We start from the raw sequence: 25,014 nt of genomic DNA, 5'->3' as shown, positions 1-25,014 counted from the left end.
CGGTGACTGCCTAGGGCAGGCGGGACAGCACCAGCATCTGGTTGCCGTCGGGGTCCGCAACCCGGGCGGACCGTTCCCCCCACGGCTGGTCGACCGGCTCCTCGATGACCGTGGCACCGCCCGAGCGCAGGGCGTGCACCGCGACGTCACAGTCGTCGGCGTAGACGCACAGCGCCCAGCGGTGCGATTCGGCCGGGTCGCCAGCCTCCGGATCGGCGGCCAGGCCCAGCTCGCTGTTGCCCAGTCGGAGTGCGACGAACTCCGGGTCGCCGTCCTCGGGGAACTGGTAGGTCAGCTCGAAGCCGACCACGTCCCGGTAGAACGCGATCAGTCGCGGCAGGTCAGGTGTCGTCACGATCGGAAAGGCTTCGGTGAACACGGACCACCTCCGAGCCGGACACTAGCCGGCGCCGATGCCAGCGGGAACCACCACGGTCGATCCCAGCGGATGTCGTCACCTCACCGGAACTACCGCCGGCGCGATGAGATCGACCTGCTGAGCCCGGTGAACGCCCGACAAAGACGCGGGCGTTCACCGGGCTCACCTATCGCCCCCAGGGCTCGGCGGGTCGACAGTCGGCGCCCGGCTGGCCGTAGACGAGGGTGCCGGAGGAGTCCACGTAACAGTGATCGAACTCGTCCGACGGACGGAACAGCGGTCGGCGGTCGATCTCAACTCCGTTGGTGTCATAGCCGACCAACTCGGCGTCTTTGGTGACGACGTTGGCGTCATCGGTGAGCAGGCCGAACACCCCGTTGGTCAACCGCGCCGTGGTCGTCTGCCCGTCGCCGTGTTCCAGAACCAGCCTTTGCACCCGGGCGCTGACCCGGCCGGTCACCGCGACGTCGCCCCCTTCGGCTTCGGTCGACATGAGCAGGAGACGCTGGATCGGGCCAGGCAACCAGTCCCGTTGCGGCCAGTCGCGTTCACCGGTGGCACCACCGCTGATCTCCTTGTGCGGCGGCATCGAGACCTCGCAGGTGAAATATCCGGTATCCGTCATGAACAGCGCCACGCCGTGGTGGTCCTGCTCGGCGGCCACGGCCAAATCGTCGATGGACAGCGGAATGCGCTCCATCTGCGCGTTCCACTCCAGGCACTGCTCCACCGCTCGGTGCAGCGTCGGTGACAGTTCACCCGAACCCATCGCCAGGTGCCGCACCTCGTCGCCGTTCGGCACCATCGCCACACCGGCCACCACCGCCGCAGCCGTCGCCATCGTGGCGACCCCGAGTCGTACCGCACGGCGACGCCGAGGCCGGCGGACCGACGTCATCAGGTCCGCTCGCATTCGCGCCGCTCTGCCTGGCGGCAGATCACGCTCGGCAGGCGTGTCGAGAATGTCCTTCATCGCTCATCCTCCTGCTTGTTGCCGTCAGTAACCATCCGTGCCAGCCGAGCCCGTGCGCGACTCACGCGCGAGCGGAGCGCGCCTTCGCTGATACCGAGGACCGTCGCCGCCTCGCCGTACGGCACGCCGGACCACAGACACAGGGCCACCGCCTCCCGCTCCGCGCGAGGTAATCGGCGGACCACCGCCAGAATCCTGGTCATCTGCCGTTCGTCGTCGAGCCGCGCGACTATGTCGCTGGCCGGGTCCGCGTCCGCCTCCCGCTCCGGTGGCAACCTCCGCAGGGCTGTCAACCACCGGCGGGCTGAGCGCCACTCGGTGCGCGTCGTATTGGTGGCGACCACAAGCAGCCACGGCAGCGCCAACCCGTCCACCAGGACCGCCGCCTCGCCGCGCCTACGCCACGCCACCAGGAAGGTGGCCTGCGTGACGTCTTCAGCGAGTGTCCAAGAGCCGGTGAGCCGGAACACGTGGTTGTAGACCGCCCGGGCATACCTGTCGAAGAGCCGGCCGAAGGCGACCTCGTCACCGGCTGCGATGCTCGACCACAGATCTTGGTCAGACGGTTGTATCTGGCTCGTCACACCTGACTATTGCCGGTCGGGGCGAATGTGTTGCAGTCCTGCTCGAAGTCGGGGCGGGACGAGGCGAGGCACCGTGTCAGAGGCCGTGTCAGAGCCGCGTCAGGGGGATGACAGATCGGCCGCCGATGGTAGACCGCATGACGAGTTCAGCGATTGCGGTCTCCGGACTGCGGAAGGCCTACAAGGACAAGGTCGTGCTCGACGGCATCGACCTGGACGTCCCAGCAGGCACGATCTTCTCCCTACTCGGCCCGAACGGGGCCGGCAAGACGACGACGGTGAACGTGTTGACCACGCTGGTGAAAGCCGACGGGGGGACCGTACGCGTCGCCGGACACGACGCCGCTACACAGGCCAAGGCCGTCCGCGCGGCGATCGGGGTCACCGGCCAGTTCGCGGCCGTGGACGAGTTGCTGACCGGTCGGGAGAACCTCCAGCTGATGGTGGACCTCAGCCCGGTACCGGGCAGGGACGGCAAGCGGATCGTCACGGAGCTGCTGGAACGGTTCGACCTTGCGGAGTCGGCGCAGAAGCCGGTGTCGACCTACTCCGGAGGGATGCGCCGCAAGCTGGATCTGGCGATGACCCTCGTCGGTGACCCGCGGATCATCTTCCTCGACGAGCCCACGACGGGCCTGGACCCGCGCAGCCGACGCACGATGTGGTCGATCATCCGGGACCTGGTGGCCGACGGGGTGACGATCTTCCTCACCACGCAGTACCTCGAGGAGGCCGACCAGCTCGCCGACCGGATCGCCGTACTCGACCAGGGTCGCCTGGTCGCCCAGGGCACGCCCGACGAGCTCAAGCGCCAGATCCCCGGCACACATGTCCGGCTCCGGTTCGCCACCGTCGCGGAACTCGACGCGGCCGCCCGGGTGCTCAGCGACTCCAGGCGCGACGACGAGGCACTCGCCCTGCGGGTGCCGAGCGACGGCGGGACGGCCTCGCTGCGCGCCCTGCTGGACCGGCTCGACGAGTACGCGATCAGTGCCGAGGGGTTCTCCGTGCAGACGCCGGACCTCGATGACGTCTTCCTCGCCCTGACGGGCAACCGCACCCAGGAGGTATCCGCGAAATGAGCGCCAAGTCCCACTCGATCGTCATGTTGCGTCGCAACTTCAAGCACATCGCCCGCAACCCGACCTCGGTGTTCAACGCGGTGCTGATGCCGATCGTGATCATGCTGATGTTCGTGTACATGTTCGGCGACGCCTTCAACGTCGGTGTCGACTACATCGACTACGCGACTCCCGGCCTGATGCTGCTGGCTGTCTGCTACGGGCTGGGTGCCACCGCGACCGCGGTGAACTCCGACATGACGAAGGGCATCATCAACCGGTTCAAAGTCATGCACGTCTCCCGTGGCGCGGTGCTGACCGGTCACGTCGTCGCCAGCGTGCTGACCAACCTCGTCGCCATCGCGGCCCTCGTCGGGGTGGCGTTCCTGCTCGGATTCAGCCCATCGGCGACCTTCCTCGGCTGGCTCGGCGCGATCGGCATCATCGTGCTGCTCGGCTTCGCCGCAGGCTGGCTCACCGTCGCGCTGGGCCTGTCGGCGAAGTCGCCGGAGACGGCCGGGTTGGCCTCCGTACCGCTGGTCATGCTGCCGTTCTTCAGTAGCGCGATCGTGCCGGCGGACAAGATGGGGCCAGGGCTCCGGGAGTTCGCGGAATACCAGCCCTTCACGCCGATCATCGAGACCCTGCGCGGATTCCTGAACGGCACGCCGTCCGCCGGTGACGTGATCCCCGCCCTCGCCTGGTGCGTCGCCATCGCACTCGTCGGCTACCTGTGGGCGCGGTCCACGTTCACGAAGCGAGCGTGACCGCGACCAACTCACTCCAGCTCGTCCGAGTGCCCTCCAGCGCCGCCTCCGCGAATCTCACTTCGCCGAGGCGGCGCCGCACTGCTTGCTCGATCCGGGCGACGTCCGGGTGGGAACGATACGGCTGTCCGCGTACGGAGGTGCTCGCGGCGAGCAGCCGCGCGGCCTGCTCGTGCTGGTCCCGCCGGAGGGCGAGGTCCGCGACTCCGACGAGCACCTGTGCGATCGCCGGTGCGTGACCCGTCTCGGCCGCCGCCTCGCAGGCCGAGGAGCGGTGCCGGCGGACCTCGTCGAGATCGTCGGCGAGGTACCCGAGCAGGTCGTGAGTCACCACGCGGATGTGCGCCTGTTCGGCCTCGTCGCGCAACAGGCCGGCCGCGACACCGATCTGCCGGGCCACCTCCTCGGCATCGCCACGCCAGCGGGCGAGTTCCGCCTGCGACAGCGCCAACACGGCCAGCGCGCCCGGCCACGTGACCCGTCTCGCGTGCCGCCGCGCCTCGGCCAGCGCCGACGCGCTGGACTCCTCGTCGCCCAACAACCAGTACAGCTGAGCATGTCGCGAGCGCATCCGGATGATGTCCTCGACTGTGCCGACCTCGGTCACGACCGCGATCGCCTCGTCGTAGTACCCGCAGGCGCGGGCGAACTCGCCGCGGATGGCGATCAACTCCGCCAACTCGGTCAGGGCGAACGAGATCCCGAACCGCTCGCCGAGAGCCCGGAACTCGGTGAGCGCCGACTCGAGGTACCCGTCCACCTCCGGCCCGTGCTGGCCGAGAATGATCCGCATCTTGCCGAGTTGCAGCCGGGCCAGCGCGCGTACCCAGGGATCCTCGTCGTCCAGCAGTGGCTCCCACGCGGCCAGGATCGCGTCCGGAGCCCGCAGCATGCGTTCCAGCGGAACGACGAGGGCCACGCCCGGGTGGCTGCCGTGACTGCGTTGGCTGACCTCGTACGCCTTGTGGATCCACTCCGCCGCCTGGCGCTCGTCGCCCGGCCCTGAGTTCAGGAAGAGCACGACAAGTGCGTACACCGTGGCCCGGATCTCGTCGGTCACCTCGCCCGGCACCTCGGTGGCCGCCGTGATCAGCTCCATGCCTTCGGTCCGGTGGCCGCCGAGCCACCAGTACCAGCCGGCACCCGCGGCCAACCGCATCGCCGCGTCCGCCTCGCCGACGGCGAGCGCGCCGCGCATCGCGGAACCGATGTTGTCGTGTTCGAGTTCGAGGGTGGCGAGCCACCTCACCTGGTCCGCGCGGCGAAGGTGCGGCTCCGCCGTCTCGGTGAGGTCGGTGAAGTAGGCCAGGTGTGCGTGGCGCGCGACATCCGACTCGCCCGCCTCGGCGAGCCGCTGCGCGGCGTACTCCTTGATCGTGCCGAGCATCCGGTAGCGCGGGGCCTCGTCACCCTCGGCGATCAGCAGTGACTTCTCGGCGAGCGCGGTGAGCAGCTCGAGCATCTCCTCCCGCTCGACCACGTCGTCGGCACAAACCCGTTCGGCACCTTCCAGACTGACCCCGCCGGAAAACACCGAGAGCCGGCGTAGGACCGCTCGTTCGGCGTCGGTCAGCAGCTCCCAACTCCAGTCGACCACGGCACGCAGCGTTCGATGCCGGGGCAACGCGGTACGACTGCCACCGGTCAGCAGGCGGAAGCGGTCGTCGAGCCGCCTGGCGAGCTGGTCGACGGACATGGTGCGCAGCCGGGCCGCGGCCAGTTCGATCGCCAGCGGCATTCCATCCAGCGCCCGACACACCCGCGCCATCGTCGACGATGTGTGGGCGTCGACCGCCAGATCCCTGCGCACCGCGTCCGCTCGATCCCGCAGCAACCGGACGGCAGGAGAGGATTCGATCTCAGCGGGGTCGGCGTCGGGGGCCGGCAGGGCCAACGGCGCGACCGGCCACAGCGCCTCACCGGTGATGCCCAGCGGCTCCCTGCTCGTAGCCAGGATCCGCAACCGCCGACACTCTCCGAGAAGTCGGTGGGCGACCACCGCCGCCGATTCGATCACGTGCTCGCAGTTGTCCAGGATCAGCAGCGCCTCCCGCTCACGGATCGCGGCGACGAGTCGATCGATCAGCTCCAAGCTCGGTGCCTCGCCGAGCAGAGCATCGCGAAGCCCGAGCCCGGCGAGCGTCGCCTGCACCACGTCACCGTCGGCGCCGATCGCGGCAAGCTCGACCAGCCAGACCCCGTCCGGCAGGTCGCCGAGCATCCTGCGCGCGCTCTCCGTGGCCAGCCGGGTCTTCCCCGAGCCGCCCGGGCCGATCAGTGTCGTGAGCCGGTGTTCGGCGACGAGCGCACCCACCTGGGCGACAGCGTCGTCCTTGCCGATGAAGCTGCTCAACTCGGCCCGGAGGTTGGTCTTACGGTTCTCCTCCCGCCGGCCCAACTCACCGCGCAGCAACGCGACGTGCAACGCCGAAAGCTCCGGCGAGGGATCGACACCCAACGCGTCGGCCAGGGCCTCGCTCGTGCGCTGGTACACCAGCAGCGCCTCGTTGTCCCGACCGCTCGCGGCGAGCGCACGCATCAACATCATGACGAGCCGTTCCCGCACCGGGTGCGCGGCCACCAGGTCGGTCAACTCCTCGACCAAATCCGGACCGCGCCCGAGGCTGATCTCCACGTCGAAGCGATCCTCCACGGCGGTCAGACGCAGCCTCTCCAGCCGGGTGACCGCCGCCTCGAACGCCGCGCTGTCGGTCACACCGACGTCCTGCATGGCCGTACCCCGCCACAGGGCGAGGGCCTCGCGGAGCCGCCGGACCCGCTGCGGACCCTGGTCGTCGCGCGCCTGAGCGACGAGGCGTTCGAACCGTACGGCGTCGACGAGGTCGGGTGCCACCGTCAACTGGTAGCCGTCGGTCTGCCCCTCGATCGCACCCTCCGGCAGCAGTTTTCGCAGCCGGGACACCAGGCGGTGCAGGGCGTTCGCCGCCTCGGTGGGCGGGTTCTCACCCCAGATCCAATCCACGAGAGTCGCCTTCGGGACCACGTGACCTGGGCTGAGCGCGAGGGCGGTCAACAGCCCACGTAGCCGCGCACCCGGCACGTCGGTGACGGTGCCGTCGTCCGTGCGAACCTCGAATGGACCAAGTAACCCGACCTGCACTCGGCAGATCTTGCCATGTATGCGAAAGCCGCCCGCGTTGCCGAAGCGGCAGGGGCTTGCGGGTCACCGGCGGCCGCAAGACGCCCCGCATGCGGGCGATCCGCTATCGTCCGCTGATGTCGCTGACCGACGCGGCCATCGCCGCCGATCTGGCCCCGGCTGGCCTGCAGTTCGTCGAACGGGTGCACGGCGAGGTCCGTCTTCCGTTGCCACCCCAGAAGTCCGCCGCCAGTTGCCTGCCTGAGCACGGACGATTCGACAACCGCCCAGAGGAAGTGGTGCGGGTCGACGATCCGGACCTTTCACTCAAGGTCAACGCCGCATGGTGGCGGATGGCCTCCGAGTACGGGCTGCTCGACGACCGGAGGGAGTTCCTGTTCAGCGCCGGCATCGAGGATGCCGACGCCGAGGAGAGCGTGGTCATCTGGGTCAGGGTCCGCCTGCTCGACGAGTGGAACCTGACCGGAGGCGGGCCTCTTCTCGGCAGCTCGTTGGCCAGTCTGTTCACCGACCGCTTCGTGCCCGAGTTCATCATGGCCTCGCTCGACGGCCGGATGGTGTTGGAGACGACGGTGTGGGGCAATGGCACTGTCAGCACCGTCGTGATCCGCCCCGACCGCCTCGCCGGAAGTAGCAGGTAGAGCCGGGCCGTGCTGGGCGCCAGCTAGTGAACACGCCAGTCCATGGCATCGAGCAGACCCTCTACCAGGGCCGACCGGTTTGTCGCGCCGATACCGCCAAGCGCCCGGTGCATAACCTCCTCGGCGCCCTCGGGCAACTCCTGCGGACCCAGCATCGGCAGCATCAGGATGAGCCGTTGCGCCCAGGTCAGCCGCTCATCCGGTAGCGCCGCCGCGGCGAGCAGCTCCGCCCAGGTCATCGCGGACGTGAACCCGCCGATAGCCGGAAGCTCGACGACTGACCCTGCATGACCGAAGGCCCGGCCAGGATTCAACTCCTGGCCGGGCCTTCGCTGTGGAGCGGGTGACGGGAATCGAACCCGCACTGTCAGCTTGGGAAGCTGATGTTCTGCCATTGAACTACACCCGCAAGCGGCACCACTGTACCCGAGTCGCCGAGCCTGTGCACCCAGGCTCCCCAGCCCACTGCTGATCCACTCGGCTTCCTGGACGTCGGGGCATCCGAGCTGCCGGGACACCGCGACATCATTGAAGTCGAGTCGATCATGGGGCGGCGGGCCGGTGCGGGCGTCCCCCGGGTGACGGCTCCGTCCCGCGGGAGCCGACACCGACGTCTCCGGCCGTGGTCAGGCGGCCGTGCACTGGACATCACGGCTGAGGCGGGTCGGGCGCGTCTGCGGTACGGAGAGTGGCGCCGCCGCCGACGGGGCGTGCGGGTCGAGCCAGACCCGAACAGCCGGCCGGCCCGGCGCAACACCCGGGACGCCGGTGACCTGCTGCTCGCGGCGGGTCAGCATGGCCACGTCGACGGTGAACTCGAAGAGCCGCCAGTCGGCCTGCGGCTCCGCCCGGGCGCTCCGCGCCAGTTGCGCGACCCGGAGCGGATCGGTCACCGGACGAGCGTGCCCCGCCACGTAAGCCTCGTCGTCGCTCTCCTCCGGAGGGAACGAGTGCAGCGCGTAACGGCCGTCTCGTTCGAGGTCACGGCGTTTCGGAGAGTCGATGATGAAGCAGAACAGACCCTCGTCCGTGATGACCGGGGAGACCGGATGAACGCGGGGCCCGCCGTCGGCGCGGACCGTGGCCAGATAGCCGAAGCCCGGCCCGTACTGCTGGAGGAGAACGCGGATCCCGTCGGCGAGTCGGGGCTCGTCGGCGGCGAAATCGGACCAGGAAGCCATGCAGGCATTCTATCGAACAAATGTACGATCAGCGACCTCGACACGCTGGTCATCGCGTGCCTCGCTATGGTGGTCCGATGCTGCTCTCCGACCGCGACCTGGTCTCCGAGATCAAGGCCGGCACGCTGGGCCTGGAGCCGTTCGAGCCCACCCTGGTCCAACCCTCCAGCATCGACGTCCGACTCGACCGGCTGTTCCGGGTCTTCAACAACCACCTCTACACCCACATCGATCCGGCGATGCAGCAGGACGACCTCACCTCGGTGGTCGAGGTGCCCGACGGTGAGCCGTTCGTGCTGCACCCGGGGGAGTTCGTGCTCGCCTCGACGCTGGAGGTCATCTCGCTGGGTGACCAGCTCGCCGGCCGGTTGGAAGGCAAGAGCTCCCTGGGCCGGCTCGGGTTGCTCACGCACTCCACCGCCGGATTCATCGACCCGGGCTTCTCCGGTCACGTGACGCTTGAGCTCTCCAACGTGGCGAACCTGCCGATCACCCTCTGGCCAGGCATGAAGATCGGGCAGCTCTGCATCTTCCGGCTCTCCTCGCCGGCCGAGCACCCGTACGGCTCGGTGGTCTACGGATCCCGCTACCAGGGCCAGCGGGGCCCGACACCGAGCCGCGCCTGGCAGCACTGGCGCACCTGGCCGACCCGCTGACCGCATGACGACGGGGGCCCGCCGCGACGGATCGCGACGGGCCCCCGGTCACTCTCGATCAGCCTGGACGGCCATAGCTGTGGATCGGGCCGTCGTCGACCTTCTTCATCTTCACCGGTTGGCCGGCCTGCGAGGCGTGCACCACCCAGCCGCCGCCGACGTACATGCCGACGTGGTGGATGTCGCTGTAGTAGAAGACCAGGTCGCCGGGGCGCAGGTCGGCCCTGCTGACGTCCTTGGTGACGCGGCTCTGCTGGGCGGCGTTGTGCGGCAACGACACACCGGCCTTCGCCCAGGCGGCCAGCATCAGCCCGGAGCAGTCGTACGAGTTCGGGCCCTCGGCGCCCCACACGTAGGGCTTGCCGATCTGCGCACAGGCGAACTTGACCGCCGTGCCCGCAGCGCCGCCGGGATAGCTGCCGGGGCAGGGCGCCGGACGCAGCGGGCCGCCGCCGCCGTTGCCGTACACCTTGAGGCGCAGCTTCTGCAGCCGGTCGATCTCTTCGTTGATCTGCTTCTTCTTCGCCGCCAACTGGGCCTCGGTACGGGTCAGTTGGGCCACCATCTCGTCCAGCGGCGCCTTCTGCGCGGCCAACTCGTCCCGCAGGTCGGCCACCTCGCGTACGTCCTGCTGCTGGTTGTGCGCGAACCGGTCGAGCATCTCAAGCTGACTGACCACCTCGCTGGGTGACCGGCTGCCCAACATCGCGTTCACGGTCGAGACGGTCTCACCCTTGTACGCCCGCACGGCCAGCGCGCTGACCTTGTCCATCGCAGCGTCGACCTGCTGTTCGAGCGGGGCGATCCGGGTGGCCAGCGCGTCCGCCTGCCTGCGCTTGACGGCGAGGTCGGCCCGGGTGGCGTTGTGCCGTTCGATGATCGGTTCGAGCTTGTTCCAGTCCTCGTCGATCTGGCGCTCGATCTCGGCGACCGACGGGTCGGCGTGGGCCGCAGTGGCGCTGCCCGTCAGGACGACGGCAACGCCGACCAGTGCGGCGAGAGCGGCGGTGAAGCGGGACCAGCGTGGGCGCGGCACGATCGGCGTCGGGCCGGCTGCTGCCGACCGCTCGGACGACGGCCGCGGGGCATGGAGTGCCACCGGGGTTCCGTACTCCTTCTTCCTGACCGCCTACCGGGTTAGCTGACGGGTTCGGGCGGGAAGTCGGCGCCCTACCGCAGTGGCTGCGGATTCACCCCGAGGGACCTGGGTCCCCGGTTCGCTCGGAAACGACTCGGCGGTGTCGGTCCGTTACCGCCCGGGCTGGGCGGAGCTGCTATCGGGCCGACAAATGACCAGAGTAGAGACGCCTGTTACCAATCCGCAACCCGTGCGGCCGTGACACTCCGTACCGGTTGGACGGGGTCACCGAGGGTGCCGACGGGTCCAGTGACGACAGAGGGCCCCCGGTCGTCCGACCGGGGGCCCTCGTCACGCTCGTGGATCAGCCGGGTCTGCGGAACCCGGCGACGGGCATGTTGTTGATGCTGGCCACCTGCACCGGTTTGCCGGCGCGTGGCGCGTGCACCATCTGGTCGTTGCCCAGGTAGAGACCGACATGGTGCAGGTCGCTGAAGAAGAAGACCAGGTCACCGGGGCGGGCATCGGCCCGGGAGATCACCTTGCCCTCGTTCCACTGCGCGCCGGTGTGGTGCGTCAGGCTGATCCCGGCCGACTTGTAGGCGTACTGGGTCAGGCCCGAGCAGTCGAACGAGTTCGGCCCGGTGGCACCCCACACGTACGGATCGCCGACCTGCTGGCAGGCGGTCTTGATGGCCTTCTGGGCCGCTGCGGCGACCACGCCGTTGATGGTCGGGCAGCCGGCGGTCTTCACCGTCGTCTTCGGCAGGGACGCTTCGAGCTGCTTGATGTCCGCGTCGATCTGCTTCTTCTTGGCTGCCAGCTCGTTCTGCTGCGTGGTCTGGGTGGCGATCAGCGCGTCCAGCTTCTGCTTCTCGCCGTCGTACTTGGCCCGCACGGCCAGCACACCCTCGACCTCCTTGCGCTCCTGCGCGGCCAGCCGGTCGAGGACGGTGAGCTGCTCGGTGAGCGTGTCCGGCTTGACGCTGACCAGCAGCGAGCCGATGTCGTGCGACGGGCCGGAGATGTAGTAGCGGGACGCGAGGTCGCCGACCCGATTGAGCGCCAGCTCACTCTGCAACGCCAGCGGCTCGATCTTCTTCTGCAGGTCCGCCGACTTCTGCCGGTTGACCTTCAGCTGCGCCCGAACCTTGTTGTACTGCTCGATGGTGGGCTCCAACTGCTCCCACTTCTTGTCGATCTGCGCCTCGATCTCGTCGACCGTGGGCTCGGCGTGCGCCGGCGCGGCGAGCAGACCGGCGCCGACTGCGGCGGCGGCGACCAGGACGAGCAGGCGATGGGCACCGCGGCGGAGGCGCCCTGGTCGAGCAGACATTTTCAGGTCGTGACGATGAGGGGGCATGGTTGCCACCGGCACCGACTCCTTTGCAACCGACCGCCGGGCGCCTCGCGTGAGGGAAGGGCCGAGGCAGACGACCCACAGCGGTCGGTGCCTCACATTAGGGAAGCTCGGAGCGGTAATCAAGGCGGGCGAAGTAACCATCACTGTCGTGCAACTGCTTGCACACCAAGGGTATTGGTCATTCATCCAACGATTGCAGTCAATACATCGTCGAGAGTGACCACACCGAGAGGGCGCCGACCGTCGCTGACCAGCACCATGTGCCGCCGCTCGCGGCGCATGGCCAGCAGCAGGTCGGCCAGCGTACGCTCCGGCGGCACCACCGCCAGCGGCCGGTAGACCCGGGCCGGCACGGGCGACCGGCGACCCTGCCCGGCGTACCCGAGCACGTCCTTGACGTGCACGAAGCCGAGCACCCGACGGGTCGAGCGCTGCACCACCGGGAACCGGGACCGGCCGGTCCGCGTCGCCAGCACCTCCAGTGACGCCGGCGAGACGTCCTCGGCCACCGTGACCACCGTCGACCACGGTTGTAGCGCGTCCGCCGCCGTTCGGCTGTGCAGGGCCAGCGCGCCGGTGATCCGCACGTGCTGCTCCTCGTCGAGCAGACCCTCGGTACGCGCCTGGGAGACGAGCCCGGCCAACTCCTCGGCGGTGAACACCGTCTTCACCGCCTCGGACGCTTCGATGCGCCAGAACGCGAGCACCCGGCGGGCTGCCCACTTCATCGCGAGCAGCAGCGGCTTGGTGGCCACGCAGAACGCCAGCATCGCCGGGCCGAGCCAGAGTGCGGAGACCTCCGGACCGGCCAGCGTGATGTTCTTCGGCACCATCTCGCCGACGACCGTGTGCAGGAAGACCACCACGCCCAGGGCCAGCACGAACGCCACCGGGTGTACCGCACGCTCGGGCAGCCCGACCGCGTGGAACGGCGGCTCCAGCAGGTGCGCCAGGGCCGGCTCGGCGATCGCGCCCAGCCCCAGCGAGCAGACCGTGATGCCGAGCTGCGCGCCGGCGATCATCAGCGGGATCTGGTTCATCGCCGACAACGCCCAGCGGGCGCGTTTCGACCCTGCGGCCAACGGCTCGATCACCGTCCGACGGGACGCGATGAGCGCGAACTCGCTGCCCACGAAGAACCCGTTGCCGAGCAGCAGCAGCACGGTCACCAGCAGCTCAGTCATCGTCGTCCGGCTCCGCCGGGCGCAACACCCGGACCTGCTCGATCCGGTGCCGTTCCACCTCCACCACGGTGAACTCCCAGCCACCGGCCTCGACCGTCTCACCGGCCAGCGGGATGTGCCCGAGCCGGGCCATCAGGAACCCGGCCAACGTCTCGTACGGCCCCTCGGGCAGCCGGAAGCCGGTCTGCTCGGCCAGCTCGTCGGAGCGGAGCACCCCGTCGACCAGCACGGTGCGCTCACCGCCGGGCACGGTCAGCTCGGCCGTACCGGGGTCGTCCACGCTCGCCGGGTCGAACTCGTCGGCGATCTCCCCCACCAACTCCTCGACCAGGTCCTCGATGGTGACCACGCCGTCCGTGCCGCCGTACTCGTCCACGACGATGGCCAGGTCGGCGGCGGCGGCCTTCAACGCCGCCAGCACGCCGTCCAGATTGAGGCTCTCCGGCACGTACACCGGCTCGCGGGCCACCGCGGCGACCATTGTCGACGCCCGGGCGGCCAGCGGCACGCCCAGCGCGTCGGGCACACCGGCCACCCCGGTGACCAGATCGAGGGTCTCCTCGTACACCGGGAAGCGCGTCCGTCCGGTCCGTCGGGACGCCTCCAGCAGCTCGGCCACGGTGGCGGTGGCGCGCAGCGCGACGACGTCCACCCGGGGGGTCATCGCCTCGGCGGCCCGCTTGTCGCCGAACCGGATGGTGCGGCGCAGCAGCATCGCGGTGTCCGACGGCAACGCGCCGGCCCGGGCCGAGATGGCCGCCAGCAGTCCCAGCTCCTCCGGCGAGCGGGCGCTGGCCAGCTCCTCCTGTGGCTCCACGCCGAGCGCCCGGACGAGCCGGTTCGCCGAGCCGTTCAACCCCCGGATCAGCCAGCCGAACGCCCGGGAGAAGGCGTGCATCGGGCCGGCCGTGGCCAGTGCCGCCGGCATGGGCCGGGCCAGCGCCGCGTTCTTCGGCACCAACTCACCGAAGAGCATGGAGATCAGCGTGGCCAGGGCCAACGCGAGGAACGGGGTGAACCGCCCGGTGTTCTCCCCGACCATCGGGCGCAACAGCGGGGTGAAGATCCGCGCCAGGGCCGGTTCGGCCAGGTAACCGGTGAGCAGCGCGGTGATGGTGATGCCGAGCTGCGCGCCGGAGAGCTGGAAGGAGAGTTCGCGCAGCGCCGTGCGTACCGTCAGAGCGGCCTGGTCGCCCGCGGCGGCCCGCCGGTCGATCTCCGCGCGGTCGACCGTGACCAGGGCGAACTCGGCCGCGACGAAGAACGCGTTGCCCGCGGTCAGCGCCACGAAGCCGACCAGGGGCAACAGCATCGTCCAGAGTAGGCCGTCGATGTCGCCTCACCTCGGCGAGATTCTTGCACGACGACGGCGGCCCGCAGGGGCCGCCGTCGTCGATGTTCAGATCCCAGGTGTACGCGTCTCAGCCGCCGATCGGCGCGGTCTCCCTGCCGCCCTGCGGCTGCTCCGGCTTGACCGAACGGAGCAGCACGCTCGCCACGTCGATCACCTCGACCTGCTCGCCGGCGCCCTTGCCGTTGACCCCGTCGTTGAGCATGGTCGAGCAGAACGGGCAGCCGACGGCGACCGTCTTCGCACCGGTGGCCATGGCCTCCTCGACCCGGTCCACGTTGATCCGCTTGCCGATCTTCTCTTCCATCCACATCCGGGCACCGCCAGCGCCGCAGCAGAAGGAGCGCTCGCTGTTACGCGGCATCTCGGTGAGGTCGCCCGCGATGGCGTCGCCGAGGACCTCACGAGGGGCCGCGAAGATCCGGTTGTGCCGGCCCAGGTAGCAGGGGTCGTGGTAGGTGACACCGCCGTCGACCGGCTGCACCGGGGTGAGCTTGCCGGTGGCGACCAGGTGGGCCAGCAGCTGGGTGTGGTGGACCACCTCGAACTCGCCACCGAGCTGGCCGTACTCGTTGCCCAGCGTGTTGAAGCAGTGCGGGCAGGTTGCCACGATCTTGCGCTTGGCCTTCTCCCGGCCCTCGAACGCCTCGTTCAGCGTCTCCACGTTCTGCTGGGCGAGCATCTGGAAGACGAACTCGTTGCCGATCCGCCGCGCCGGGTCGCCGGAGCAGGTCTCGCCCTCGCCCAGGATCGCGAACTTCACCCCGGCCTCGTTGAGCAGCGTGGCGACCGCGCGGGTGGTCTTCTTGGCCCGGTCCTCGAACGCACCGGCGCAGCCGACCCAGAACAGGTACTCGAAGTCGTCCACCTCGCCGACCCGGGGCACCTCGAAGTCCAAGCCCTTGGTCCAGTCCTCGCGGGTGTTCTGCGGGGCACCCCATGGGTTGCCCTTGTTCTCCAGGTTGCGCAGCATCACGCCGGCCTCGGAGGGGAAGCTCGACTCGATCAGCACCTGGTAGCGGCGCATGTCGACGATGTGGTCCACGTGCTCGATGTCCACCGGGCACTGTTCGACGCAGGCGCCGCAGGTGGTGCAGGACCAGAGCACGTCCGGATCGATGACGCCACCGGACTCGGAATCGCCGATCAACGGCTTGTCGCCCTCGGCCAGCGACAGTACGTCCAGGTGGGCGAGCTGGGCCTGGGTGGCCTTCTCCTCGCCGGTCAGGTCCTTGCCGCCACCGGCGAGCAGGTAGGGCGCCTTGGCGTACGCGTGGTCGCGCAGGCTCAGCACGAGCAGCTTGGGCGACAGCGGCTTGCCGGTGTTCCAGGCCGGGCACTGCGACTGGCAGCGACCGCACTCGGTGCAGGTGCTGAAGTCCAGGAGGCCCTTCCAGCTGAACTGCTCGACGTGGGCGACGCCGAACTGGTCCTTCTCCGGGTCGGCCTCCTCGAAGTCGAGCGGCTTGCCCTGGCTCGTCATCGGGCGCAGCGCGCCGAGGCCGGAGCCGGCGGGCTTGGCCGGCTCGCGCTTGAAGAAGATGTTGGGGAACGCCAGGAAGCGGTGCCAGGCGACGCCCATGGTGACGTTCAGAGAGATGACGATCAGCCAGGTCATCGAGATGGCGATCTTGATGAGTGCGGCGACGCTGGCCCCGTCCGACCAGTCGGGCAGCATCGCACCGACCGCGTGGCTGACCGGGGTGGCCCAGAGCGGGTACTCGAAGTGGTCGGTGGCGACCTTGAAGCCGCGGATCACGAACCCGAAGATCAGGACCAGCAGCACGATCCACTCGACGAAGTAGCCCTGCCACATGGTCGAGCCGGTGAACCGGGAGCGACCCCCCGGCCGGGTGGGCCGGTTGCGCAGCCGGATCGCCATCAGCACCAGGATGCCGACCAGGCCGAGGATCCCGATCCACTCGGTGGCCAGGCCGAAGACCGTCCAGTGCCCGATGATCGGCAGCCCGCCGGTCGGGGTGACCACCTCGAAGTACGCCTCGAGCACCAGCAGCGACAGCACGACGAAGCCGACCATCACGAACCAGTGCGCGGCGCCCACCACGCCCCACTTGAGCATCCGGGTGTGGCCGGCGGTCTCCACCAGCATCGTCCTGGTGCGGGCGCCCTTGTCGGTGAACCGCTCCGGCGCGGGCTGGCCGAGCCGGATGACGGCCGTCATCTTCAGGACCGCACGCACCGCAAGCCACACCGCCACGGCGGTGATGGCGGCCGCGAGGATCGTGGTGACGATCTGGACGCTGCCCATCGAGTTGGCCTCCCCGGTCTGCTGCCTGATGACCTCGCTGCGCTCGGTCATGCAGTGCAGCCTACGCGAAGGTTACCCAGCGGTAACGTGAGTCATCTCGCAGTAGGCCGCGCTGCCTGCGGACACCATAGGGGGCCCCACCCGGTCCTGCCGGGCAGGGGCTCGATGAGGTGACGCGAAAGCGCCGGTGCGGCGACGCCGAGCCGGCTCAGCGCCAGCGAGAGAGCAACGCCAGCGAGGCGACCATCGCACCGAAGCCGACGGCGAGGTTCCAGTAACCCCACGCCATGACCGGGTACTCCTGCTCGGACAGGTAGTAGAGCACCAGCCAGCCGATCCCGACGACGATCAAGGCGACCGCGGTGGCCGGCAACCACACCGGGCTAGGCTTGCGCGACGACGCCGTCGTCGTCGGACGGACGTCCGTCGGCGGGGTGTACACCTTCTTCTTACGGACCTGAGACTTGGGCACGGCGCTCTCCAGAGGGGTGACGACCTCGTCCGGCCTGACAACCGGGCGCGGGGGCGACGGTCCATGGCCAATAATGTTCGAGAGCTAGCGTAGTCCCGATTGGCCGCCCGGACCACGAATGGGGTCAGGCCGGTGCACGGAGTGACCGAAAGAGGCGGGACTGTTCGCATCACCGGCCCGGCCGGCACGGACCGATCCCCGACACGCGGAAGGAACGCTCGGTGGAGTACACATCCGGGGCAACCTCCTGGCAGAAGGTCCTCCGACGGGCCGCCGCCGGGCTGCTGCCCCGGCGACCGCGCCAACGCCGACCAGGTTGGTCGATCGGGGTGCCCCTGATCGCCGCCGCGGCGGGGCTGCTCTTCACCACCAGCGCGACCACCGCCGACGGCACCGCCCTGCGCGAGGACCGGCGGCCCCAGCTCAACCAGCTCATCGAGGACCGGCGCGAGCAGGTCGCGGCGAGCGAACGCCGTGCCGCCACGCTGCGCGGTGAGGTCGAGCAGCGGACCAACACCCTGGCCGGCTCCGATGCGCCGATCAAGAACCAGCAGAATCGCGCCCAGGGCAGCCTCCAGGCCGCCGGGTTCACCGCCCTCGCCGGCTCTGGCGTCACCGTGGAGCTGAACGACGCGCCGCAGCTCGACCAGACCCAGTCGGACGCCAGCAACGACGACCTGGTGGTGCATCAGGGGGACGTCCAGGCGGTGGTCAACGCGCTCTGGGCCGGCGGAGCGGAGGCCATGTCAATCATGAACGTCCGCGTGCTCACCACCAGCGCGGTACGCTGCGTCGGTAACACCCTGCTGCTTCATGGCCGGGTGTACTCCCCACCGTTCAAGATCGTAGCAATCGGCGATCCCGCTGCCCTTCAGCAGGCCCTCGCCAGCTCTGAGGGAGTCCGGTTGTTCAAGGACGCGGTCGACGACTACCAACTCGGTTACGAGGAGACGGTTTCCACGGTGCGAGTGCCGGCATTCGAGGACTCGACCTCACTGCGCTCGGCGACGGTGCCCAGGTGAGCGGGCCGGAGGAGCGCCGCGACGGGCGACACCGGAACCAGACCGACGAGCCGACTGATTTCCTACCGAAGGTCGACCGGCCGGAGCCGGCACCCGGCCGGGCGACTCCGGCAGGCAACTGGCCGGAGCCCGTGCTGCCCGCGCGGCCCGGCGCGTCGCGCCCGCCGGTCACCCCGGAGCCTCCTCGCGCCTCCGAGCCTCCCCGCGCTTTTGAGCCTCCCCGCACCTCCGAGCCTCCTCGCACCTCAGGCCGCCAAGGTGGGGACGCCCCGCCACCTTGGCCGGGCAGCACAGCTCAGGGGCTCGGTCCGCACGGAGGCTCCGCGCCCGCGCCCGGCCTGCCGGCGGCCCCGACGAACCAGGGCCCGGTTCGGCCTGCCGCCCCCGACAACGGCCCGACCCGCCCCTCCTGGTCCAGTGCCGGCCCCACCGGGCAACCCACTACGCCCGGTACGGTCCCCACCGGCCCGGCCACGCCCGGAGCGGCACCCGCCCGGCCGGCCACGCCCGGGGCAGCCGCCAGCCGACCCGCTACCCCCGGAGCAACCCCCACCGGCCCGGTCCCGCCCGGAGCAGCGCCCGCCCGGCCGGCCACGCCCGGGGCCGACGCGACCCGGCCCGGGACGGCGGGTCCGAGCGGCTCGGCTGAGCTCGGTGGGACGCCCAATCCGAGCGGCTCGGCTGCGCCCGGTGGGACGCCCAATCCGAGTGGCTCGGCTGCGCGCGGTGGAACGCCGGGTCCGAGCGGCTCGACTGCGCCCGGTGGGACGCCCACCGGCCCGGCCTCCGGCAGCCCGAGCCGGGCCGTCCCGTCCGGCCCATCGACTCCGTCGGTGGCCGACTCGCCGACCGCGCTCATTCCCCAGGTCGCGGCCAGACCGGCGCGCCCCACCGGTTCTCCGGCGGCGCCGGTCTCACCGGCCGCCCCCGACCGCGTCCCGGCAGCCGACCAGCATGGTTTCTCCGCGAGCGGGTCCGACCGTGTCCCGCCGACCGGTCCCGGTCGCGTTCCTTCCGCCGGGCCGGGCCAAGTCCCCCCGGCTGGCCCGGATCGCGCCGTCGACCCGGCCGCCACCGCGCTGATTCCGGCCGTGCCCACCATGCCCGCCACCCGGCCGCCAGCCATGGACTCGACGGCACTGATGGGTGCCGTTCCCCGCGCTTCCGTCCCCGACGAGCCGACCGGTGACGGCGACAACCCCGGCGAGCCGCCCCGACCCCGGCGCGGCGAACGGGTCGTCCAACTCCGGCCGCACCAGACCGGCGAGGGCTACAAGAGCGTCTACTCCGAGCTCACCCGGCCGTCGCTCGGTTCCCGGATACGCACCGGCATCCGCGTCACCGGCGAGGTCCTGATCACCTTCGGCCTCGTGGTGCTGCTCTTCGCCGGCTACGAGGTCTGGGGCAAGTCGGCCATCGTCGACGCCCACCAGAACGACCTCAACAACCAACTGGCCCAGGAGTGGGGGCCCACCGACGACCCGACCGTGGTTCCGTCGGCCGGCCCGAGCGTCAAACCGTCGCCACCCGTACGCGGTAAGCCGATCGCGGGCCTCTACATCCCGAAGCTCGACAAGAACTGGGTCGTGGTCGAGGGCGTCACCCAGGAGGACATCCGCTACGCCCCGGGCCACTACCCGGCCAGCGCGTTGCCCGGCCAGGTCGGCAACTTCTCCGTCGCCGGCCACCGCAACCGGGCCACCTTCTGGCGGCTGGACGAACTCGACGACGGCGACCCGATCGTGGTCGAGAGCAAGACCGACTGGTACGTCTACCGGGTGTCGCAGTCGCGCATCGTCCGACCGACACAGGTGGAGGTGGTCGCGCCGGTGCCCGGCGAGCCGGACAAGAAGGCGACCAAGCGGATGCTCACCCTGACCACGTGCAACCCGAAGTTCGACAACTACCAGCGCCTGATCATCCACGCCGAACTGGACCGCACCCAACCCAAGTCGGCGGGACGGCCGACGGAGCTGGGAGGCTGACCGATGTACGCGTTCATCTGGCGCAAGCTGCCGTTCGGCCTGGCCGGAAAGCTGACCGGCTCGGTGCTACTGGTAGCCGCCACGGTGGCCCTTCTCTGGTATGTCGCCTTCCCGTGGGCCGAACCCCTGCTGCCGTTCGACGACGTGCAGGTCGAGTCCGGGGTCCCCGCGGAGCCCGGCAACGGCGACCCGGTCACCGGGGAGACCCCGGCCGGCGACGAGCACGACCTGCCGTACGACACCGAGCGGAACAATCCGGTCCCGTCGTCCTCGCCGAGCAGGTGACCATGCGCGTCCTGGTGATCGACAACTACGACTCGTTCGTCTTCAACATCGTGCAGTATCTGGGCCAGCTCGGCGTGGACTGCGAGGTCCGCCGCAACGACGAGATCGGCGTCGCCGAGGTGGGCAGGGTCGGCGCGGACGGCATCCTGCTCTCGCCGGGGCCGGGCAGCCCCGACCGGGCCGGCATCTGCCTGGACGTCATCCGGCAGTACGCGGGCGAGCTGCCGATCTTCGGTGTCTGCCTGGGTCACCAGGCGATCGGCGAGGCGTTCGGTGCGACCGTGACGCGGGCCCCCGAGCTGCTGCACGGCAAGACCTCCGAGGTGCGGCACCATTCGGTCGGCGTACTCGCCGGTCTGCCGGACCCGTTCACCGCCACCCGGTACCACTCACTCGCTGTGCTTCCCGAGACGCTGCCCGACGAGCTGGAGGTGACCGGGTGGACCGGCTCCGGCGTGGTGATGGCGATGCGGCACCGGACGCTGCCCATCGAGGGCGTCCAGTTCCACCCGGAGTCGGTGCTCACCGAGGGCGGCCATCTGATGTTGGCCAACTGGCTTGCCGGTTGCGGTCACCAGGAGGCGTTGGAGCGCGCACCCGCGCTCGCCGCCGAGGTCGACGCCCGCCGACTCGCCGCCTTCGCCACCAGCTGAGACCGGGACCCTCCGAGCCCGTCACCCAGGACCCGGGCGGGGCGGTTCAGCCCCGCAGCGCGTTCTGGATCGCCGGATCAGCGGGTGAGCGGACCGCAGGCGCACGGCCGCGGGCCGTGTCCCACGCCGCCTTGCCACTGGCGAGGTAGTCCCGGACCGACTTCTCGGCGAGCAGGGCGGTTCCGCAGCCATCACACCTGGCGATCATCCCGTCGGCGTCGAGGCCGAGATGTCGGCACAGCGTCACCGCCCGGGACAGGTGGTAGGACTGGGTCACGATCAGGGCCCGCTTGATGCCGTACACCTGACGCGCTCGGGCGCAACTGTCGTAGGTGTCCAGGCCGAAGGGGTCGGCCACGATTCGACGCGGATCGACACCGCGCTCGGTGAGGTACGAGGTCATCACCGCCGGCTCGTCACCTGACGTGCCGCCGCCGTCGCCCGAAACCAGGACCACCGTGGCTCGTCCGCTGGTCACCAGCGCGGCGGCGGTCTCCAGGCGGCCGGCGAGCCGCTCCCCTGGCCGCTGCCGGTCAGCCGCCACCGCGGTGCCGAGGACGATCACCACGTCGGCGGACGGCGCGTCGGCCTCGGCGTGCACGTGGCCCCGGGCGGTGAGCGTCGTCCACAGCCACGGAAGGCTGGCGAGAACCAGCACGGCGGCACCCAGGACGGCCAGACGTCGAAGGCGACGCGGTCTCCCTCGCACCGAAGCGCCGGAAGCCTCCGCGTCGGTCATCCCGATGCCCGAAATCGGCCCTAGTCCTCGGGAAGCCGGTTCGGCGGGGGCGGGAACGGCAGACCGATGCCGCCCCCGTTGCCGGGAGTGGTCGGCGTGGCCGTCGGCGTGCCTGTCGGCGTCACGGTGGGCGTCGGGTCGACGACCTTCTCCGGGATGCCGATCTCGATGGTCACCGTCTTGTCCTTGGCCAGCGAGGTGCCCGGATTCGGACTCTGCTTCTGCACCCGGCCGGCCTGGCTGGCCGGCACCTCGTCGCCGTCCCGGAACTCGACCTTGTAACCCGCCTCGCGGAGCTCCTGGGCAGCGTCGTCCCGCGTCGAGTTGATCACGTTGGGCACCTTGTTGACGTTGCCCTTGGAGACATCGACGACCACCTTCGTGTCCTGCGCGACGGTGGTCCCCGAGGGTGGAGTCAGCTTGAGGACGATGCCCTCCTGCGCGGGATTGTCGACCTTCTTCTCCTCGACCACCAACCCCAGGTCCTCGAGTTGGGTCTTGACGTTGTCGAACTGCGCGTTGATCAGATTAGCGGGGATCTTCACGTCCGGCTTGCCGCCGCAGAGCTGAATGGTCACCGTGCTGGCCTGCTTCAGCCGGGTGGCCGGCGCGGGATTCTGCTTCGCGACGGTGCCCTCGGTGCAGTCGTTGGCCAGGATGGATTCGCCCACCTGCGGTTGCAGATCGGCACCACGGATCTCGGCGACCGCGGCGGCCTGACTCTTGCCGACCAGGTTCGGCACCGACTTGTTGGCCTTGCCCTGCTGCTGACTCCAGAGCAGGGCGGCGACCAGGGCGATCACCGCCAGCACACCAACCGCACTGAACGTCGCGATCAGCCAGGAGGACGCCTTGCGTTGGCGCGGGTCACCGACCCGGGCCGGGATCTGCCCGGTCTGCGGCCCACGGCCAGCAGTCGGGTGGTAGCCGCCCCCGGCGCCGGCCGGGGCCATCGCCACCGTCTCCGCCTCACGCAGCACCGGGGTGGCCAGCACGGGCCGACCGGCGGCGGCGCGGAGCAGGTCGGCCCGCATCTCGCCAGCGCTCTGGTAACGGTTGAGCGGGTTCTTCGACAGCGCCTTCAGGACGATCGCGTCGATGGCCGGGGTGACGTCCGGGTTGATGTCGCTCGGCGTCGGCGGCGTCTCCCGTACGTGCTGGTAGGCGACGCTGACCGGACTGTCACCGACGAACGGCGGGTGGCCGCACACCAACTCGAAGAGCACACAGCCGGCCGCGTACACATCGGAGCGGGCGTCGACGGCCTCGCCGCGCGCCTGCTCCGGGGACAGGTATTGGGCCGTGCCGATCACCGCGCTGGTCTGCGTCATGGTGGTCGCACCGCTGGCGAGCGCGCGGGCGATGCCGAAGTCCATCACCTTGACCTGGCCGGTCTGGGTGAGCATCACGTTGCCCGGCTTGATGTCGCGGTGGATGATGCCGTGCCGGTGGCTGAACTCCAGCGCCGCGCACATGTCGGCGCAGATCTCCAACGCCCGGCGCGGCTGCAGCCGCCCCTCGGCGCCGAGGACCTCCTTCAAGGTCCGCCCGTTGACGAACTCCATGACGATGAACGGCAGCGTCTCACCGGTCGGCGCGGTCTCCTCACCGGTGTCGTAGACCGCCACGATCGCCGGGTGGTTGAGCGACGCGGCGTTCTGCGCCTCTCGGCGGAACCGCATCTGGAACGTCGCGTCCCGGGCCAGGTCGGTACGGAGCATCTTGATCGCGACGTCCCGACCGAGCCGGAGGTCGCGACCGCGGTGCACCTCGGCCATGCCGCCATAGCCGAGCAGCTCGCCGACCTGGTACCTGCCACCGAGCAGGCGGGCCTGCGCTGTCATCGCGTCTGTCGTCCTTCGCTCGTCGTCGTCCTGCCGCCGTCCGGCTGGAGTCGTACCTCTCGACGGTACGACGTCGGGGTCGGATCGTCGCGTCCGTCGAGTCGTAGCGCGCCGGACGTCACGGCGCGCGGAGTCAGCCCGGCGGGTTCACCGGCCTGCGACTGCTTCCGCAGGTTGTAGGAAATCACGCCGGAGCAAATTAGGACCAGCACCGCCAGCAGGATGGCCAGAAGCACCATTCCGGGCCGGGACCGGCGAGGATCAGGTGACGGCATCGACGGGCCGGCCTGCCGGACGTACGCCGGCGGGTGCTCCTGGTGGGGCGGTGCCGACGGCACCGCGGCGGCGCCACGTGGGTAGCCGTTCGGTGCGACCGGCGGGCGACCGGGCTGGACGGCCGGCGCGACGGCGGTGGGGCGCGGCTGCTGGGCCGGCGTGACAGCGGTCGGCCTCGGCCCGGCGACCGGCGGGCGGGTAGCGGGCGGACGCATGTGGTGCGCCTGCGGCACCTGGGCCCGGCCGGGTGCGGCGGGGGAGGCCGGCGCTGCGGAGACCGGCCCGGAGTTGGCACCGGCCCTGGCCTGCTGGGAGAGCGTTGCCTTGAGCTGGCGAGCGACCCCGGCGAGGGCGGCTGCGCTCGGCCAACGGGCGGCCGGGTCCTTGGCCAGCGCCCGTTCCACCACCGCGCGAACCTGCGGCGGGATGTCGGCCGGCAACGGCCGGGGCTTCTCCCGCACGTGCTTCATCGCGATGTCGAGCGGATTGTCACCCTCGAACGGCCGCCGACCGGCAAGGCACTGGTAGGCGACCACGCCGAGCGCGTACACGTCGGACGCCGGGGTGGCCACGCCGCCGGTTGCCTGCTCAGGTGAGATGTACGAGGCGGTGCCGAGCACGGAACCGGCGGCGGTGAGCTGGCCGACCATGTCGGAGCGGGCGATGCCGAAGTCGGTCAGCACCAGCGTGCCGTTCGGCCGGACGAGCAGGTTGCCCGGCTTCACGTCGCGGTGCACGATGCCCTTCTCGTGCGCGGCGTGCAGCGCGTCCGCGGCCTGCGCGACGAGCGCCATCGTCCGGGCCGGCGTGAGCCGCCCGACCCGGCTCAGCGTGGACGACAGGGCGTCGCCTTCGACGTACTCCATGACCAGGAACGCGATCTGCTGGTCGTTGCCGAAGTCGTAGACGTCCACCACGCCGGGGTGGTTGATGGTGGCCATGGTGCGGGCCTCGCCGCGGAACCGCTCGCCGAAGTCCGGGTCGTCGAGCAGTGCCGGGAGCAGGCTCTTCACCGCGACCGTCCGGCCGAGCACCTGGTCGGTGCCGCGCCAGACGTCGCCCATGCCACCGCTGGCGATCCGCTCGTCGAGACGGTAGCGGTTACCGAGCTGGACGCCGGGGCTGAGCAT

The 25,014-nt window shown here is 70.2% G+C and carries 23 protein-coding genes, 1 tRNA gene and 1 riboswitch; of the genes, 8 read left to right on the top strand and 16 right to left on the bottom strand.

Annotated features, from left to right (window positions below; translation table 11 throughout):
* Nucleotides 1-10: 10 nt before the first annotated feature.
* From ABGB10_RS11160 to ABGB10_RS11150, 3 genes are all read right to left on the bottom strand, one after another.
* Nucleotides 11-355 (bottom strand): VOC family protein, encoded by a 345-nt coding sequence (locus ABGB10_RS11160; RefSeq protein ID WP_347660776.1) that lies wholly within the window; start codon nucleotides 353-355, stop codon nucleotides 11-13.
* Between the two features lie 190 nt (nucleotides 356-545).
* Nucleotides 546-1,352 (bottom strand): hypothetical protein, encoded by an 807-nt coding sequence (locus ABGB10_RS11155; protein WP_347660775.1) that lies wholly within the window; start codon nucleotides 1,350-1,352, stop codon nucleotides 546-548.
* Nucleotides 1,349-1,936, bottom strand: a complete 588-nt coding sequence (locus ABGB10_RS11150) for an RNA polymerase sigma factor (protein ID WP_347660774.1) — start codon at nucleotides 1,934-1,936, stop codon at nucleotides 1,349-1,351. Before ABGB10_RS11150 ends, ABGB10_RS11155 begins: the two co-directional genes overlap by 4 nt.
* Before the next feature lie 137 nt (nucleotides 1,937-2,073).
* Here ABGB10_RS11150 and ABGB10_RS11145 point away from each other — a divergent pair, with 137 nt between their 5' ends.
* Both ABGB10_RS11145 and ABGB10_RS11140 read left to right on the top strand, forming a co-directional pair.
* Nucleotides 2,074-3,018, top strand: coding sequence for an ATP-binding cassette domain-containing protein (locus ABGB10_RS11145; RefSeq protein WP_347660773.1), 945 nt, complete (start codon nucleotides 2,074-2,076; stop codon nucleotides 3,016-3,018).
* Entirely contained in the window at nucleotides 3,015-3,764 is a 750-nt protein-coding gene (locus ABGB10_RS11140; protein WP_347660772.1) for an ABC transporter permease, read from the top strand. Before ABGB10_RS11145 ends, ABGB10_RS11140 begins: the two co-directional genes overlap by 4 nt.
* Here the strand turns inward: ABGB10_RS11140 and ABGB10_RS11135 are convergent.
* On the bottom strand, nucleotides 3,748-6,885 hold the full coding sequence (locus ABGB10_RS11135; RefSeq protein ID WP_347660771.1) for a BTAD domain-containing putative transcriptional regulator: 3,138 nt from the start codon (nucleotides 6,883-6,885) through the stop codon (nucleotides 3,748-3,750). The genes ABGB10_RS11140 and ABGB10_RS11135 overlap by 17 nt on opposite strands.
* A 116-nt stretch (nucleotides 6,886-7,001) precedes the next feature.
* On the opposite strand from ABGB10_RS11135, the gene ABGB10_RS11130 reads away from it, so the two are divergent.
* Nucleotides 7,002-7,526 (top strand): hypothetical protein, encoded by a 525-nt coding sequence (locus tag ABGB10_RS11130; protein ID WP_347660770.1) that lies wholly within the window; start codon nucleotides 7,002-7,004, stop codon nucleotides 7,524-7,526.
* A 23-nt stretch (nucleotides 7,527-7,549) separates the two neighbouring features.
* On the opposite strand, the gene ABGB10_RS11125 is transcribed toward ABGB10_RS11130, so the two are convergent.
* The 3 genes from ABGB10_RS11125 to ABGB10_RS11115 form a co-directional block, all read right to left on the bottom strand.
* Nucleotides 7,550-7,765, bottom strand: coding sequence for a hypothetical protein (locus ABGB10_RS11125; protein WP_347660769.1), 216 nt, complete (start codon nucleotides 7,763-7,765; stop codon nucleotides 7,550-7,552).
* A gap of 96 nt (nucleotides 7,766-7,861) precedes the next feature.
* Nucleotides 7,862-7,935 (bottom strand) — tRNA-Gly (locus tag ABGB10_RS11120).
* Nucleotides 7,936-8,152: 217 nt separating this feature from the next.
* A complete protein-coding gene (locus ABGB10_RS11115) occupies nucleotides 8,153-8,707 on the bottom strand; it encodes a pyridoxamine 5'-phosphate oxidase family protein (protein WP_347660768.1) in 555 nt (184 codons plus the stop codon).
* Nucleotides 8,708-8,784: 77 nt separating this feature from the next.
* Here ABGB10_RS11115 and dcd point away from each other — a divergent pair, with 77 nt between their 5' ends.
* Complete coding sequence (dcd, locus tag ABGB10_RS11110; RefSeq protein ID WP_089018323.1) at nucleotides 8,785-9,363, top strand: dCTP deaminase; 579 nt, start codon at nucleotides 8,785-8,787, stop codon at nucleotides 9,361-9,363.
* A gap of 58 nt (nucleotides 9,364-9,421) precedes the next feature.
* Here dcd and ABGB10_RS11105 read toward each other — a convergent pair whose 3' ends face one another.
* The 6 genes from ABGB10_RS11105 to ABGB10_RS11080 all read right to left on the bottom strand — a co-directional run bounded on the left by ABGB10_RS11105 (nucleotide 9,422) and on the right by ABGB10_RS11080 (nucleotide 17,080).
* Complete coding sequence (locus tag ABGB10_RS11105) at nucleotides 9,422-10,462, bottom strand: NlpC/P60 family protein (protein WP_347660767.1); 1,041 nt, start codon at nucleotides 10,460-10,462, stop codon at nucleotides 9,422-9,424.
* A gap of 13 nt (nucleotides 10,463-10,475) precedes the next feature.
* Nucleotides 10,476-10,611: riboswitch (cyclic di-AMP (ydaO/yuaA leader) on the bottom strand.
* 194 nt (nucleotides 10,612-10,805) lie between these two features.
* A complete protein-coding gene (locus ABGB10_RS11100) occupies nucleotides 10,806-11,819 on the bottom strand; it encodes an NlpC/P60 family protein (RefSeq protein WP_347660766.1) in 1,014 nt (337 codons plus the stop codon).
* A gap of 167 nt (nucleotides 11,820-11,986) precedes the next feature.
* On the bottom strand, nucleotides 11,987-12,988 hold the full coding sequence (locus ABGB10_RS11095; RefSeq protein WP_347660765.1) for a hemolysin family protein: 1,002 nt from the start codon (nucleotides 12,986-12,988) through the stop codon (nucleotides 11,987-11,989).
* Nucleotides 12,981-14,300 (bottom strand): hemolysin family protein, encoded by a 1,320-nt coding sequence (locus ABGB10_RS11090; protein WP_347660764.1) that lies wholly within the window; start codon nucleotides 14,298-14,300, stop codon nucleotides 12,981-12,983. The genes ABGB10_RS11095 and ABGB10_RS11090 overlap by 8 nt, the downstream gene beginning before the upstream one ends.
* 109 nt (nucleotides 14,301-14,409) lie before the next feature.
* Complete coding sequence (locus ABGB10_RS11085; RefSeq protein ID WP_347660809.1) at nucleotides 14,410-16,608, bottom strand: (Fe-S)-binding protein; 2,199 nt, start codon at nucleotides 16,606-16,608, stop codon at nucleotides 14,410-14,412.
* Nucleotides 16,609-16,816: 208 nt separating this feature from the next.
* Nucleotides 16,817-17,080 (bottom strand): cell division protein CrgA, encoded by a 264-nt coding sequence (locus ABGB10_RS11080; RefSeq protein WP_124821296.1) that lies wholly within the window; start codon nucleotides 17,078-17,080, stop codon nucleotides 16,817-16,819.
* Nucleotides 17,081-17,301: 221 nt separating this feature from the next.
* On the opposite strand from ABGB10_RS11080, the gene ABGB10_RS11075 reads away from it, so the two are divergent.
* The 4 genes from ABGB10_RS11075 (at nucleotide 17,302) to ABGB10_RS11060 (ending at nucleotide 21,025) form a co-directional block, all read left to right on the top strand.
* Nucleotides 17,302-18,102 (top strand): DUF881 domain-containing protein, encoded by an 801-nt coding sequence (locus ABGB10_RS11075; protein ID WP_347660763.1) that lies wholly within the window; start codon nucleotides 17,302-17,304, stop codon nucleotides 18,100-18,102.
* 338 nt (nucleotides 18,103-18,440) lie between these two features.
* Nucleotides 18,441-20,087 (top strand): class E sortase, encoded by a 1,647-nt coding sequence (locus ABGB10_RS11070; RefSeq protein WP_347660808.1) that lies wholly within the window; start codon nucleotides 18,441-18,443, stop codon nucleotides 20,085-20,087.
* 3 nt (nucleotides 20,088-20,090) lie between these two features.
* Complete coding sequence (locus tag ABGB10_RS11065) at nucleotides 20,091-20,372, top strand: hypothetical protein (protein WP_347660762.1); 282 nt, start codon at nucleotides 20,091-20,093, stop codon at nucleotides 20,370-20,372.
* A 2-nt stretch (nucleotides 20,373-20,374) separates the two neighbouring features.
* Complete coding sequence (locus ABGB10_RS11060; RefSeq protein WP_347660761.1) at nucleotides 20,375-21,025, top strand: aminodeoxychorismate/anthranilate synthase component II; 651 nt, start codon at nucleotides 20,375-20,377, stop codon at nucleotides 21,023-21,025.
* A gap of 46 nt (nucleotides 21,026-21,071) precedes the next feature.
* On the opposite strand, the gene ABGB10_RS11055 is transcribed toward ABGB10_RS11060, so the two are convergent.
* The 3 genes from ABGB10_RS11055 to ABGB10_RS11045 form a co-directional block, all read right to left on the bottom strand.
* A complete protein-coding gene (locus ABGB10_RS11055; protein ID WP_347660760.1) occupies nucleotides 21,072-21,683 on the bottom strand; it encodes an ElyC/SanA/YdcF family protein in 612 nt (203 codons plus the stop codon).
* Nucleotides 21,684-21,784: 101 nt separating this feature from the next.
* Complete coding sequence (pknB, locus tag ABGB10_RS11050; RefSeq protein ID WP_347660759.1) at nucleotides 21,785-23,608, bottom strand: Stk1 family PASTA domain-containing Ser/Thr kinase; 1,824 nt, start codon at nucleotides 23,606-23,608, stop codon at nucleotides 21,785-21,787.
* Entirely contained in the window at nucleotides 23,605-25,014 is a 1,410-nt protein-coding gene (locus ABGB10_RS11045; protein ID WP_347660758.1) for a protein kinase, read from the bottom strand. The genes pknB and ABGB10_RS11045 overlap by 4 nt, the downstream gene beginning before the upstream one ends.

It is taken from the genome of Micromonospora sp. B9E7 (assembly GCF_039871815.1).
In the GTDB taxonomy this organism is placed as follows: domain Bacteria; phylum Actinomycetota; class Actinomycetes; order Mycobacteriales; family Micromonosporaceae; genus Micromonospora.
This window is presented reverse-complemented; position numbering and strand designations above follow the sequence as displayed.